This window comes from Pseudomonas sp. TWRC1-2 (assembly GCF_049896685.1).
GTDB lineage: Bacteria > Pseudomonadota > Gammaproteobacteria > Pseudomonadales > Pseudomonadaceae > Aquipseudomonas.
Genome location: NZ_JAFCUU010000003.1, coordinates 535,169 through 548,257, shown reverse-complemented (window position 1 = coordinate 548,257; position 13,089 = coordinate 535,169). Strand labels below are relative to the sequence as shown.

Genomic DNA, 13,089 nt, shown 5'->3' with positions numbered 1-13,089 from the left:
CTTTTTTACGGGCGCCCGACACACGGCAAATGGTATCTTCCCTCCCGCAAAGCCTTATGCCACCTGACCTCTGCAGGACGATAGCGGCAATTCGTCGCGCTTTTCCTGAATTTGACCCCAGGGTTCAGTCGACAAACGGCCTAAGAACGACACAAAAAGCTGTTATAAAGTTGCGCGCAAACCTAAAAGAGCCACGCCTAATGCGACCATTTTTCAAGACATGGCTAACCATCTGCCTATTAATGCCACTGGCCGCCCACGCCACCAATCGTGAGCAACGTCTTCCTAACGTTAACGGTTTCACCCCTAAAGTTCACAGCACGCCAGGCACCGCCAAATCGGTAAAGCTGACCGTCAACCGCCCGACTCAACTGAGCAAGGCCCACCACGGTAAAGCAACGCCCGGCCTGATGGCAGTTAACACCAAACAAAGCAGCAACGTCCTCAGCCGCGCGGTTAATGTGCTCGGTACTCCTTATCGTTGGGGCGGCAGCAGCCCAAGTAAAGGGTTCGACTGCAGTGGTTTGGTGAAATATGCGTTTAATGACGTCAAAGCGGTGGATTTGCCACGCACCTCCAACGCCATGGCCGCCGGTCACGGGCTAAAGGTTGACCGTAAAGACCTGAAACCGGGCGACCTGTTGTTCTTCAAGTTGAAGAGCCGCCAGGTCAATCACGTTGCCATCTACCTGGGCAACGACCGCTTTATCCACGCACCGCGTCGTGGCAAGTCGGTCAGCATCGACACGTTGAAAAAGCCGTTCTGGGACAAGAACTACGTGATTGCCAAACGGGTTCTGCCGAAAGAACAGAACAACAACCTGCGGGTTGTGCAGCGCTGATTTCAGTCTGATATGCGGTAACCAATGTGGAAGCGGGCTTGCTCGCGAATGCGTTAAATCAGTCAACTAAGAGGGTGACTGACACTGCGCATTCGCGAGCAAGCCCGCTCCCACATTTGATTTTCATTGCCCTCAAGACCTCAGATGTCCCCAGGCACCCTCGCCTGCCCCCGCGCATCTTCCCGGCTGATCAGCCCCTCGCTGACCAACGCCATCAAGCTCATGTCCAACGTTTTCATCCCCAGCGCGCCACCGGTCTGGATCGCCGAGACCATCTGCGCCACTTTGTCTTCACGGATCAGGTTACGAATAGCCGGTGTACCCAGCATGATCTCGTGAGCCGCCACCCGCCCACCGCCGATCTTCTTGACCAGCACTTGCGACACCACCGCCTGCAACGACTCCGACAGCATCGAGCGCACCATGGGCTTTTCCGCTGCCGGGAACACGTCCACCAGCCGGTCCACGCTCTTTGCGGCCGAGGTGGTGTGCAAGGTGCCAAATACCAGGTGCCCGGTCTCAGCGGCCGTCAGCGCCAGGCGGATGGTCTCAAGGTCGCGCAATTCGCCCACCAGAATCACATCCGGGTCTTCACGCAGCGCCGAACGCAGCGCCGCCGAAAAGCTGTGGGTATCGCGGTGCACCTGACGCTGGTTGATCAAGGCCATTTTCGGCCTGTGGATAAATTCGATGGGGTCTTCGAGGGTGAGGATGTGCTGGCGCCGATGCCCGTTGAGATAGTCGATCATCGCCGCCAACGTGGTGGATTTGCCCGACCCGGTCGGCCCGGTGACCAGCACCAGGCCGCGCGGCAGTTGCGCGATACGCTGGAACACCGCCCCCAGCCCGAGGCTTTCAAGGCTCTGCACCTCGGCGGGAATGGTGCGAAACACCGCCCCCATGCCGCGATCCTGTTGAAATACATTCACCCGGAACCGCGCCACGCTCGGCAGTTCGAAGGCAAAATCGGTTTCAAGAGATGTTTCGAAATCCTTTTGTTGGTAGCGGTTGAGCAAAGGGCTCAATAACTCCGCAACTTGCGGGGGCGTGAGCACCGGGCCCTCCAGCGGCCAGACCTCGCCATCAACACGCAGCATCGGTGCCAGGCCGGCCGACAAATGCAGGTCGGAGGCGCCACGGCGCACGCTGGCCGTCAGCAATTCAGTGATATCCATAGGGCTTTCCATTTCCAGTAGAATGCCGCGGACTCCATATCCACGGGTGCATCTTGAATGTCGACGATAGCAGACAACATTGGCCTGGTTAGCGAGCGGATCCGTGCCGCGGCCCACGCCGTGCAACGTGACGAAAACAGCATCCACCTGCTGGCCGTGAGCAAGACCAAACCCGCGCAAGCCGTGCGCGAAGCCTACGCCGCCGGGATGCACGATTTTGGCGAGAACTACCTGCAGGAAGCCTTGGGCAAACAGGCGCAATTAACCGACCTGCCCTTGAGTTGGCACTTCATTGGCCCCATTCAATCGAACAAGACTCGTGCGATCGCCGAGAACTTCGCTTGGGTACATTCCGTGGACCGCTTGAAAATCGCTCAACGCCTGTCCGAACAACGCCCGGCCGACCTGCCGCCGCTGAACATCTGCATTCAGGTCAACGTCAGTGGCGAAGCCAGCAAATCCGGCTGTACGCCCGCCGATTTGCCGGCCCTGGCCCATGCGATCAGCGCCTTGCCGCGCCTGAAACTGCGCGGCTTGATGGCGATTCCCGAGCCGACTGAAGATCGCGCCGCGCAAGATGCGGCATTCGCAGCGGTGAGAGACCTGCAAGCCAGCCTGAATCTGGCGCTGGACACACTTTCCATGGGCATGAGCCACGACCTCGAGTCGGCCATCGCCCAAGGTGCCACCTGGGTGCGGATCGGTACCGCCCTGTTTGGCGCCCGCGACTACGGCCAGCCGTGAAATGGCTGACTTTCCTCTGAATAAGGACCTGTCATGAGCAACACGCGTATTGCCTTTATCGGCGCCGGTAACATGGCGGCCAGCCTGATCGGCGGCCTGCGGGCCAAGGGCCTGCAAGCCCAGCAGATCCGCGCCAGCGACCCGGGCGCCGACACCCGCGCCCGCGTCAGCAGCGAGCACGGCATTGAAACCTTTGCCGATAACGCCGAGGCCATCCAGGGCGTCGACGTGATCGTGCTGGCGGTGAAACCGCAGGCCATGAAGGCCGTGTGCGAAAGCCTGCGCCCGAGCCTGCAGCCACACCAACTGGTGGTCTCCATCGCCGCGGGCATCACCTGCGCCAGCATGAACAACTGGCTCGGTGAACAGCCAATCGTGCGCTGCATGCCCAACACCCCGGCGCTGCTGCGCAAGGGCGTGAGCGGCCTGTACGCCACCGCCGAAGTGACGGCCGAGCAACGCGATCACGCGCAAGAACTGCTGTCCGCCGTCGGCATCGCCGTGTGGCTGGAGCAAGAGCAGCAACTGGACGCGGTCACCGCCGTGTCCGGCAGCGGCCCGGCGTACTTCTTTCTGTTGATCGAAGCCATGACCGCCGCCGGCGTGAAGCTGGGCCTGCCCCACGAAGTGGCTGAGCAACTGGCTGAGCAAACCGCCCTGGGCGCCGCGAACATGGCCGTCGACAGCGACGTGGACGCCGCCGAACTGCGCCGCCGCGTAACGTCGCCGGGTGGCACCACGCAAGCGGCCATTGAATCGTTCCAGGCCGGTGGCTTTGAAGCCCTGGTGGAAAAAGCCCTGGGTGCCGCGGCACATCGTTCGGCCGAGATGGCCGAGCAACTGGGCAAATAGTCGTCCCCTGCAACTGGACCCGATAGGAAACAAACATGCTCGGAATCAATGACGCTGCCATTTTCATCATCCAGACCTTGGGCAGCCTGTACCTGCTGATCGTGCTGATGCGCTTTATCCTGCAACTGGTGCGGGCGAACTTCTACAACCCGCTCTGCCAGTTCGTGGTGAAAGCCACCCAACCGCTGCTCAAACCGCTGCGCCGCGTTATCCCAAGCCTGTTCGGCCTGGACATGTCGTCGCTGGTGCTGGCGCTGCTGCTGCAGATTTTGCTGTTTATGGTGATCCTGATGCTCAACGGCTATCAGGCCTTCACCCCGCTGCTGTTGCCATGGGGCCTGATCGGTATCTTCTCGCTGTTTTTGAAGATCATCTTCTGGTCGATGATCATCAGCGTGATCCTCTCGTGGGTCGCACCCGGCAGCCGTAGCCCTGGCGCGGAGCTGGTGGCCCAGATCACCGAGCCGGTGCTGGCGCCGTTCCGTCGGTTGATCCCGAACCTGGGCGGCCTGGATATCTCGCCGATCTTCGCGTTTATCGCGATCCAGCTGCTGCAAAGCTGGGTGATCCCGCGCCTGGCCTACTACGCGTTCATGCCTAAAGAACTGTTCGGCCTGATTTGAAACGCGGATAAGTGTGGGAGCGGGCTTGCTCGCGAATGCAGTCGATCAGTCGATATTTTCGCTGACTGACACACCGTATTCGCAAGCAAGCCCGCTCCCACATTTTGTATCCGCGTACTGAATTGACTCCGTGCAGGCCTTTGCTTGCCGCTGGGTGCAGCGGTCTTTAGACTTACGCCTCATTTAAACGAGAGCAGGGTCGATGCCAGCTGCCTTCCCCCCCGATTCTGTTGGACTGGTCGTGCCCCAAGTGGCGCACTTCAGCGAACCGCTGGCCCTGGCCTGCGGCCGTTCGCTGCCGGCCTATGACCTGATCTACGAAACCTACGGCCAACTGAACGCCACGGCGAGCAACGCCGTGCTGATCTGCCACGCCTTGTCCGGCCATCATCACGCCGCCGGTTTCCACAGCGCCGACGAGCGCAAGCCCGGCTGGTGGGACAGCTGCATCGGCCCCGGCAAGCCCATCGACACCAACAAATTCTTTGTGGTGAGCCTGAACAACCTCGGCGGCTGCAACGGTTCCACCGGCCCGAGCAGCCTCAACCCGGAAACCGGCAAACCGTTCGGCGCGGATTTCCCGGTGCTGACCGTGGAAGACTGGGTGCACAGCCAGGCGCGTCTGGCTGACCTGCTGGGCATCGGCCAATGGGCCGCGGTGATCGGCGGCAGCCTGGGCGGCATGCAAGCGCTGCAATGGACCATCACCTACCCGGACCGCGTGCGCCATTGCCTGGCCATCGCCTCGGCGCCGAAACTGTCGGCGCAGAACATCGCCTTCAACGAAGTGGCCCGCCAGGCCATCCTCACCGACCCCGAGTTCCACGGCGGTTCGTTCCAGGAAGCAGGCGTGATCCCCAAGCGTGGCTTGATGCTCGCGCGGATGGTCGGGCACATCACTTACCTGTCCGATGACTCCATGGGCGAGAAATTCGGCCGTGGCCTCAAGAGCGAAAAGCTCAACTACGACTTCCACAGCGTCGAGTTCCAGGTCGAAAGTTACCTGCGCTATCAGGGCGAAGAGTTTTCCGGGCGTTTCGACGCCAACACTTACCTGCTGATGACCAAGGCGCTGGACTACTTCGACCCGGCCGCCAACTTCAACGACGACCTGGCGAAAACCTTTGAGGGCGCCACCGCCAAGTTCTGCGTGATGTCGTTCACCACCGACTGGCGCTTCTCGCCGGCCCGCTCCCGTGAGCTGGTGGACGCGCTGATGGCCGCCAAGAAAGATGTCTGCTACCTGGAGATCGATGCTCCGCAAGGCCATGACGCCTTCCTGATTCCGATCCCGCGCTACCTGCAGGCTTTCAGCAATTACATGAACCGCATAACTCTGTGAGAACGCCATGAGAGCCGACCTGGAAATCATCCAAGACTGGATCCCCGCCGGCAGCCGCGTGCTCGACCTCGGTTGCGGTGATGGCGAACTACTGAGCTGGCTGCGCGACAACAAGCAAGTCACCGGCTACGGCCTGGAAAATGACCCAGACAACATTGCCCAGTGCGTGGCCAAGGGCATCAACGTGATCGAGCAGGACCTGGACAAGGGCCTGGGCAACTTTGCCAGCAACAGCTTCGACATCGTGGTGATGACCCAGGCCCTGCAAGCCGTGCACTACCCGGACCGCATTCTCGACGAAATGCTGCGTGTGGGCCGCCAGTGCATCATCACCTTTCCCAACTTCGGCCACTGGCGCTGCCGCTGGTACCTGGCCACCAAGGGCCGGATGCCGGTGTCGGACTTCCTGCCGTACACGTGGTACAACACCCCGAACATCCACTTCTGCACCTTCGAAGACTTCGAAGCCTTGTGCGGAGAGCGTGAGGCCAAAGTCATCAACCGCCTTGCCGTCGATCAACAGCATCGCCACGGCTGGGCGAGTAAGCTATGGCCCAATCTGTTGGGCGAAATCGGGATCTACCGCGTCAGCAGTCCTGGCCTCACAGACCATCAAATTGCCGTCTAACCATTTTCAAGGAGGACGAACATGAGTCGTTTGGCTGTATTTCTACTCACCGCGTGCCTGGGCGTCAGCGCCATGGCGGCGGATGCCATCGATGGTAATCGCCAGAAAGAATTCGGCGATATCACGGTGCATTACAACACCCTGACCACGAGTTTCCTGACGCCGGAAATGGCTCAGGAAGCCGGGATCGTACGCAGCAAAGAGCTGGGCATGATCAATGTGTTTGTGAACAAGGGCGTCGAACCGATCGACGCAACCGTCACCGGCACGATCAAAGACCTGGGCGGCAAGAGCGAGATGCTCACGTTCAAGAAAATCATCCAGAACGGCTCCACGCTGTACGTTGCCCAGTACGCAGTGCCACAGCAGGAAACCAAGATTTTCACCATCAATGTTGAAACCGGCGGCAAAGCCCACGGCTTCCAATTCAACCAAGAACTGTTTCCGGCCGACTGATGAACCTCACACAACTCGTACTGGCCAGCCATAACGCCGGCAAACTCAAAGAGCTCCAGGCGATGCTCGGTGATTCCGTGCAACTGCGCTCTATCGGCGAGTTCAGCCAGGTCGAGCCGGAAGAAACCGGCCTGTCGTTTGTCGAAAACGCGATCCTCAAGGCCCGCAACGCCGCGCGTATCTCCGGTTTGCCGGCGTTGGCGGATGATTCGGGCCTGGCGGTGGACTTCCTGGGCGGAGCACCTGGCATTTATTCGGCGCGGTATGCCGACGGCAAGGGCGACGCGGCCAACAACGCCAAGTTGCTGGACGCCCTCAAGGATGTGCCGGACGCGATGCGCGGCGCGCAGTTCGTCTGTGTGCTGGCGCTGGTGCGGCATGCCGATGACCCGCTGCCGATCCTCTGCGAAGGCCTGTGGCACGGGCGCATCCTGCATGCGGCCAGTGGCGAGCACGGGTTTGGCTACGATCCGCTGTTCTGGGTGCCGGAGCGTAATGTTTCCAGCGCAGAACTGAGCCCGGCCGACAAGAACCAGATCAGCCACCGCGCCCGCGCAATGGATTTGCTGCGCCAACGCCTGAGCCTGAAATGACCCAGAACACCTCCGCGCAGCCGCTGATCCACGGCGGCGCGCAAACGCCTCGGGCGGCCCTGCCGCACCTGCCGCCCTTGGCGCTGTACATCCACATTCCGTGGTGTGTGCGCAAATGCCCGTATTGCGACTTCAACTCCCACACCGCCAGCAAGGTGCTGCCGGAAGAAGAGTATGTAGACGCGTTGCTGGCTGACCTTGATCAAGACCTGCACGCGGTTTACGGCCGTGAACTCAGCTCGATCTTCTTCGGTGGCGGCACGCCCAGCCTGTTCAGCGCCGCTGCACTGGGCCGTTTGCTCAAGGGCGTGGAAGCACGCATCCCGTTTGCCGGCGACATCGAAATCACCCTGGAAGCCAACCCCGGGACCTTCGAGCAAGAGAAGTTCGTGGCCTACCGCGCGCTGGGCATCAATCGCCTGTCCATCGGCATCCAGAGTTTCCAGCAGGAGAAGCTCGAAGCCTTGGGCCGCATTCACAACGGTGACGAAGCCGTGCGTGCCGCCGGCATGGCGCGCCAGGCCGGGTTTGATAACTTCAACCTGGACCTGATGCATGGCTTGCCCGATCAAACCCTGGACGACGCCCTGAGCGACTTGCGCCAGGCCATCGCCCTCAAGCCGACGCACTTGTCGTGGTACCAGCTGACCCTGGAACCCAACACCGTGTTCTGGAACCAGCCGCCCGTGCTGCCGGAAGACGACACGCTGTGGGACATTCAGGAGGCCGGTCAGGCGCTGCTGGCCGAACACGGTTACGCGCAATATGAAGTCTCGGCGTATGCCCAACCGGGCCGCCCGGCGCGGCACAATCTGAATTACTGGAGCTTTGGCGATTTTATCGGCATCGGCGCCGGCGCCCACGGCAAGCTCAGCCACCCGGACGGGCGCATCGTGCGCACCTGGAAGACGCGAGCCCCCAAGGACTACCTCAACCCGGCCAAAAGCTTTCAGGCCGGGGCGAAAGAACTGACCCATGAAGAGCTTCCATTCGAGTTCCTCATGAACGCGCTGCGGCTCACCGAAGGCGTCGACGCCAGGCTCTACGCCGAACGCACCGGCCTTGATCTGGCGAGCCTTGACGAGGGCCGCCGTGAGGCAGAACAAAGTGGCTTAATGCAGGTCGAACCGTCACGCCTGGCGGCGACTGACCGCGGGCAACTCTTTCTCAATGACCTGTTGCAGAAGTTTTTGAGCTGACGCTCTAAGGAATTCGAATGGATTTGGTACTCGACCTGCTCGCCACCGTATCCCGCTGGAGCCGTAGCAACCTGTCGGAAATCTCTCTGGCTCTTGTCGGCTGCTTACTGGTGTTGTTCGGCGCCGATATCAAAGGCTGGGTCGAGGCCCGCCTGGGCAGCATCGCGGGCGCATTGCGCGTTCCTTTGATGGCGCTGGTGTGCATGATCGGCAGCGGTGCGGCGTTGATCTACGCCACGCCATGGATTGTGCGGGGGTTGAGCCAGTTCAATAACTACAGCCTGGCGCCGGTGTTGGTGGTGGTGCTGGTGTTGATTGGGGTTGTGGCAGACCGTCGCTGAACCCGAACCCAACACAAAACCAAATGTGGGAGCTGGCTTGCCTGCGATGCACACACCTCGGTGTATCAGTGATACCCAGGTGATGCTATCGCAGGCAAGCCAGCTCCCACATTGGATTGCATTTCAGATGTGCAGCTAATTAAGCCAGCTTCTCGAACTTCAAATCCCAAACCCCATGCCCCAACCGCTCGCCGCGGCGCTCGAACTTGGTGATCGGACGCTCAGCCGGGCGTGGCACGCATTTGCCGTCTTCGGCCAGGTTGCGATAGCCAGGGGCGACGTTCATCACTTCCAGCATGTACTCGGCGTACGGTTCCCAGTCGGTCGCCATGTGCAGGATGCCACCGACCTTAAGCTTGCTGCGCACCAGCTCCGCGAACGAAGCTTGCACGATGCGACGCTTGTGGTGACGGGCTTTGTGCCACGGGTCCGGGAAGAACAGCATCAGGCGATCGAGGCTGTTGTCGGCGATGCAGCGGTTGAGCACTTCAATCGCGTCGCAGTCGTAGACCCGCAGGTTGGTCAGGCCTTGGGTCAGCACGCCGTTGAGCAACGCGCCGACACCCGGACGGTGTACTTCCACACCGATGAAGTCCTGCTCCGGCGAGGCCGCGGCCATTTCCAGCAAGGAGTGACCCATGCCGAAACCGATTTCCAGGGAGCGCGGGGCCGAACGGCCAAACACCTGGTCGTAGTCCACTGGCACGTCGGCCAATGGCAAGACGAACAGCGGCGTGCCCTGCTCCAGGCCCTTTTGCTGACCTTCGGTCATACGGCCCGCGCGCATCACAAAGCTCTTGATGCGGCGGTGCTTGGACTCGTCGCCCTCTTCCACGGTGTTCGGCGTTTCGTTTGATTCAGTCATCAATAGCTCTTACTTGATCAGACCATCCAGCGGCGAAGAGGCGCTGGCATAGAGTTTTTTCGGCATACGGCCGGCGAGGTAGGCCAGGCGGCCCGCGACGATCGCATGGTTCATGGCTTGCGCCATCATGATCGGCTGCTGGGCATGCGCGATGGCCGAGTTCATCAGCACCGCATCGCAACCCAGCTCCATGGCAATGGTGGCGTCGGAGGCCGTGCCTACGCCCGCGTCCACCAGCACCGGAATCTTGGCTTCTTCGAGGATGATCTGCAGGTTGTAGGGGTTGCAGATACCCAGGCCGGAACCGATCAGACCGGCCAGCGGCATCACCGCAATGCAGCCGATTTCTGCCAGTTGGCGGGCAATGATCGGGTCATCGCTGGTGTAGACCATCACGTCGAAGCCTTCCTTGACCAGCGTTTCGGCGGCCTTCAGGGTTTCGATCACGTTGGGGAACAGGGTTTTCTGGTCGGCCAGCACTTCCAGCTTCACCAGGTTGTGGCCGTCGAGCAGCTCGCGAGCCAGGCGGCACGTGCGCACCGCTTCAATCGCGTCGTAGCACCCGGCGGTGTTCGGCAAGAAGGTGTAGCGGTCCGGCGACAGCACTTCGAGCAGGTTCGGCTCTCCCTCGATCTGCCCGAGGTTGGTGCGGCGCACGGCGAAGGTAACGATCTCGGCGCCCGAGGCTTCAATGGCCAGGCGGGTTTCTTCCATGTCGCGGTACTTGCCGGTGCCGACCAGCAGACGGGACTGGTAGGTACGACCGGCCAGAACGAAGGGCTTGTCGCTACGAACGATGCTCATGGGAAATCCTCGAGGTGGGATGAGGTTCTGCAGAATGCGGGTTGGCGCGCTGGCGCGCCGGGCGACTAGCCGCCGCCGATGGCATGGACCACTTCGACCTGATCACCTTCGGTGAGCGCGGTCTCGGCGTGCAGGCTACGCGGGACGATATCCAGGTTGAGCTCCACTGCGACGCGACGCCCGGTCAAGTCCAGACGGGTCAGCAGGGCCGCAACGGTTTCACCGTCGGGCAGTTCAAAGGATTCGCCATTCAACTGAATGCGCATGCCACGGGCCGCCATCGTTTTTAGGGGCCAGCATTCTAGCCCGATTGGCGTTGTCGGCCCAAGCCCCTCGGTCAGATGACCTGCAGGCGCCATGCGGTCAGGCCAAGAAGGAACCAGCCCAACAGGAATGCCAGTCCGCCAAACGGCGTAATGATGCCGAGTTTGCTGATGCCGGTCAGGGTCAGCGCATACAAGCTGCCGGAAAACAGCAGGATACCGACGGTAAACGAGATGCCCGCCCAGCTGACCAGCCGGCCAGGAATGTGCGCGGCCAGCAGCGCCACGCCGAACAGCGCCAGGGCGTGCACCAGTTGGTACGTCACGCCGGTATGGAAGATCGCCAGGTACTCGGCGCTCAAGCGGTTTTTCAGGGCATGAGCCGCAAAAGCACCGAGGGCAACGCCGGTGAAGCCGAAAAAGGCAGCCAGCATCAGAAAGCTACGCAGCATGAGGAACTCCAGTCAGACTCAAAGGGCCGGGTCTGTATAATGGCCCGCTCAACGGGTTCGGCCAAGCCATCTCTATGCTGCGTCTCCTCTTCAAGCGTTTTCTCAAAGTCGTGAAATGGTTTGCCATCGGCAGTGTGCTGCTGGTGTTGCTGTTTCGTGTCGTGCCGCCACCGTTCACCGCATTGATGGTGGAGCGCAAGGTCGAATCCTGGGTCGACGGCGAGCCGATTGACCTGCAACGCACGTGGGTGGCGTGGGACGAGATCTCCGACGACCTTAAAGTGGCGGTGATGGCCGGTGAAGACCAGCGTTTCCCGCAGCATTGGGGCTTCGACTTTGACGCGATTCAAGCGGCGCTGCTGCACAACGAACGCGGCGGCTCGATTCGCGGCGCCAGCACGCTGAGCCAGCAGGTGTCGAAAAACCTGTTTCTGTGGACCGGCCGCAGCTATTTGCGCAAAGGCCTGGAGGCCTGGTTTACCGCGCTGACTGAGGTGCTGTGGCCCAAGCAGCGAATTCTTGAGGTGTACCTCAACAGCGTCGAATGGGATGAAGGTGTGTTTGGCGCCGAAGCGGCAGCTCGGCATCACTTTGGCGTGAGTGCCAAGGGGCTTTCCCGTCAGCAGGCCAGTTACTTGGCGGCGGTGTTGCCCAACCCTCGGGTGTGGAGCGCCAGTCATCCAACCGCCTACGTGGCGCGACGCGCGGCGTGGATTCGCCAGCAGATGAGCCAGTTGGGTGGCGATAGTTATCTGGTCGAACTGAACAATTCGCGCAAGGCACCTTGGGCTGACTGACACAACACAACCCCTGTGGGAGCTGGCTTGCCTGCGATAGCGAAATGTCAGTTTGCAGAGAGGCTGGCTGAAAAGGCCTCATCGCAGGCAAACCAGCTCCCACAGAGAACCGCGCTGGATATCGGATTTTTCGACTTCAAACAAAAATGCCCCGATCTTTCGATCGGGGCATTTTTTTGCCTTTTCGCAGCGTTTAGGCGGCGATGGACAGTTTCAGCTTGTTCATCGCGCTTTTCTCAAGCTGACGAATCCGCTCGGCCGACACGTTGTACTTCTGCGCCAAGTCGTGCAGCGTGGCTTTTTCTTCTGCCAGCCAGCGCTGGTAGAGGATGTCACGGCTACGGTCGTCCAACACTTCCAGCGCTTCGTGCAGGTTGTGGTTGGAGTTGTCGCTCCAGTCGGCATCTTCCAGTTGACGCGCCGGGTCGTACCGGTGGTCTTCCAGGTAGTTGGCAGGCGACTGGAAGGCGCTGTCGTCGTCCGCTTCGGCGGCCGGGTCGAACGCCATGTCATGGCCGGTCAGGCGGCTTTCCATCTCGCGCACTTCACGGGGCTCCACACCGAGGCTTTCGGCCACACGGTGGACCTCCTCGTTATTCAGCCACGCCAAGCGTTTCTTCTGGCTGCGCAGGTTGAAGAACAGTTTGCGCTGGGCCTTGGTGGTCGCGACTTTCACGATGCGCCAGTTGCGCAGGATGAACTCGTGAATTTCCGCCTTGATCCAGTGCACAGCAAACGACACCAGACGCACACCCATTTCAGGGTTGAAGCGTTTTACAGCCTTCATCAGGCCAACGTTGCCTTCCTGGATCAGGTCAGCCTGGGCCAGACCGTAGCCGCTATAGCTACGGGCGATATGTACGACAAAACGCAGGTGGGCGAGCACCATCTGCCGAGCCGCCCCCAAATCCTGCTCATAGTAGAGACTCTCGGCCAGTTCACGCTCCTGCTCGGGCGTCAGCAAAGGAATGCTGTTGACCGTGTGCACATAGGCCTCCAGGTTCGCACCCGGGACCAGAGCATAAGCAGGTTGCAAAGAAGTGGTCATACAAAAAAACCTCCGACTCACATAACTCGTGCAGTTCAGCACTGCGAAAATTGACCGGGAACCGT

General features: G+C 60.7%; 17 protein-coding genes. 11 read left to right on the top strand and 6 right to left on the bottom strand.

Annotated features, from left to right (window positions below):
- Window positions 1–200 precede the first annotated feature (200 nt).
- Window positions 201–842, top strand: coding sequence for a C40 family peptidase (locus tag ACP7B3_RS11385; RefSeq protein WP_177017842.1), 642 nt, complete (start codon window positions 201–203; stop codon window positions 840–842).
- A gap of 140 nt (window positions 843–982) precedes the next feature.
- On the opposite strand, the gene ACP7B3_RS11380 is transcribed toward ACP7B3_RS11385, so the two are convergent.
- A complete protein-coding gene (locus ACP7B3_RS11380) occupies window positions 983–2,017 on the bottom strand; it encodes a type IV pilus twitching motility protein PilT (protein ID WP_426178813.1) in 1,035 nt (344 codons plus the stop codon).
- 57 nt (window positions 2,018–2,074) lie between these two features.
- Between ACP7B3_RS11380 and ACP7B3_RS11375 the strand changes: the two genes are divergently transcribed.
- The 9 genes from ACP7B3_RS11375 (at window position 2,075) to ACP7B3_RS11335 (ending at window position 8,795) form a co-directional block, all read left to right on the top strand.
- Window positions 2,075–2,761, top strand: a complete 687-nt coding sequence (locus ACP7B3_RS11375; protein WP_404485684.1) for a YggS family pyridoxal phosphate-dependent enzyme — start codon at window positions 2,075–2,077, stop codon at window positions 2,759–2,761.
- Window positions 2,762–2,794: 33 nt separating this feature from the next.
- Window positions 2,795–3,613 carry a pyrroline-5-carboxylate reductase gene (gene proC, locus ACP7B3_RS11370; protein WP_426178812.1) on the top strand — a complete coding sequence of 273 codons (819 nt, stop codon included), beginning with the start codon at window positions 2,795–2,797 and terminating at the stop codon, window positions 3,611–3,613.
- Between the two features lie 35 nt (window positions 3,614–3,648).
- On the top strand, window positions 3,649–4,236 hold the full coding sequence (locus ACP7B3_RS11365; RefSeq protein ID WP_145157732.1) for a YggT family protein: 588 nt from the start codon (window positions 3,649–3,651) through the stop codon (window positions 4,234–4,236).
- A gap of 202 nt (window positions 4,237–4,438) precedes the next feature.
- Entirely contained in the window at window positions 4,439–5,578 is a 1,140-nt protein-coding gene (gene metX / locus ACP7B3_RS11360; protein ID WP_145157735.1) for a homoserine O-succinyltransferase MetX, read from the top strand.
- 7 nt (window positions 5,579–5,585) lie between these two features.
- Window positions 5,586–6,206 (top strand): methionine biosynthesis protein MetW, encoded by a 621-nt coding sequence (gene metW, locus ACP7B3_RS11355; protein WP_003213768.1) that lies wholly within the window; start codon window positions 5,586–5,588, stop codon window positions 6,204–6,206.
- 21 nt (window positions 6,207–6,227) lie between these two features.
- Window positions 6,228–6,662 (top strand): DUF4426 domain-containing protein, encoded by a 435-nt coding sequence (locus ACP7B3_RS11350; RefSeq protein WP_106575685.1) that lies wholly within the window; start codon window positions 6,228–6,230, stop codon window positions 6,660–6,662.
- Window positions 6,659–7,255 carry an RdgB/HAM1 family non-canonical purine NTP pyrophosphatase gene (gene rdgB / locus ACP7B3_RS11345; RefSeq protein ID WP_049711104.1) on the top strand — a complete coding sequence of 199 codons (597 nt, stop codon included), beginning with the start codon at window positions 6,659–6,661 and terminating at the stop codon, window positions 7,253–7,255. Before ACP7B3_RS11350 ends, rdgB begins: the two co-directional genes overlap by 4 nt.
- Window positions 7,252–8,454 (top strand): radical SAM family heme chaperone HemW, encoded by a 1,203-nt coding sequence (hemW, locus tag ACP7B3_RS11340; protein ID WP_242199819.1) that lies wholly within the window; start codon window positions 7,252–7,254, stop codon window positions 8,452–8,454. The genes rdgB and hemW overlap by 4 nt, the downstream gene beginning before the upstream one ends.
- A 17-nt stretch (window positions 8,455–8,471) precedes the next feature.
- Window positions 8,472–8,795 carry a DUF3392 domain-containing protein gene (locus tag ACP7B3_RS11335; protein ID WP_016972961.1) on the top strand — a complete coding sequence of 108 codons (324 nt, stop codon included), beginning with the start codon at window positions 8,472–8,474 and terminating at the stop codon, window positions 8,793–8,795.
- A 139-nt stretch (window positions 8,796–8,934) separates the two neighbouring features.
- Here ACP7B3_RS11335 and trmB read toward each other — a convergent pair whose 3' ends face one another.
- From trmB to ACP7B3_RS11315, 4 genes are all read right to left on the bottom strand, one after another.
- Window positions 8,935–9,660, bottom strand: coding sequence for a tRNA (guanosine(46)-N7)-methyltransferase TrmB (trmB, locus tag ACP7B3_RS11330; RefSeq protein WP_426178811.1), 726 nt, complete (start codon window positions 9,658–9,660; stop codon window positions 8,935–8,937).
- A 9-nt stretch (window positions 9,661–9,669) separates the two neighbouring features.
- Complete coding sequence (locus tag ACP7B3_RS11325; protein WP_017530960.1) at window positions 9,670–10,464, bottom strand: thiazole synthase; 795 nt, start codon at window positions 10,462–10,464, stop codon at window positions 9,670–9,672.
- A 65-nt stretch (window positions 10,465–10,529) separates the two neighbouring features.
- Window positions 10,530–10,730, bottom strand: coding sequence for a sulfur carrier protein ThiS (gene thiS / locus ACP7B3_RS11320; RefSeq protein WP_015886354.1), 201 nt, complete (start codon window positions 10,728–10,730; stop codon window positions 10,530–10,532).
- 71 nt (window positions 10,731–10,801) lie between these two features.
- The gene (locus ACP7B3_RS11315; RefSeq protein ID WP_426178810.1) at window positions 10,802–11,179 is read right to left on the bottom strand and encodes a DUF423 domain-containing protein; all 378 of its coding nucleotides are present in this window, start codon (window positions 11,177–11,179) and stop codon (window positions 10,802–10,804) included.
- Between the two features lie 74 nt (window positions 11,180–11,253).
- Here ACP7B3_RS11315 and mtgA point away from each other — a divergent pair, with 74 nt between their 5' ends.
- The gene (gene mtgA / locus ACP7B3_RS11310; RefSeq protein ID WP_145157741.1) at window positions 11,254–11,976 is read left to right on the top strand and encodes a monofunctional biosynthetic peptidoglycan transglycosylase; all 723 of its coding nucleotides are present in this window, start codon (window positions 11,254–11,256) and stop codon (window positions 11,974–11,976) included.
- Between the two features lie 193 nt (window positions 11,977–12,169).
- On the opposite strand, the gene rpoH is transcribed toward mtgA, so the two are convergent.
- Window positions 12,170–13,024 (bottom strand): RNA polymerase sigma factor RpoH, encoded by an 855-nt coding sequence (gene rpoH, locus ACP7B3_RS11305; RefSeq protein ID WP_003176698.1) that lies wholly within the window; start codon window positions 13,022–13,024, stop codon window positions 12,170–12,172.
- Window positions 13,025–13,089 lie beyond the last annotated feature (65 nt).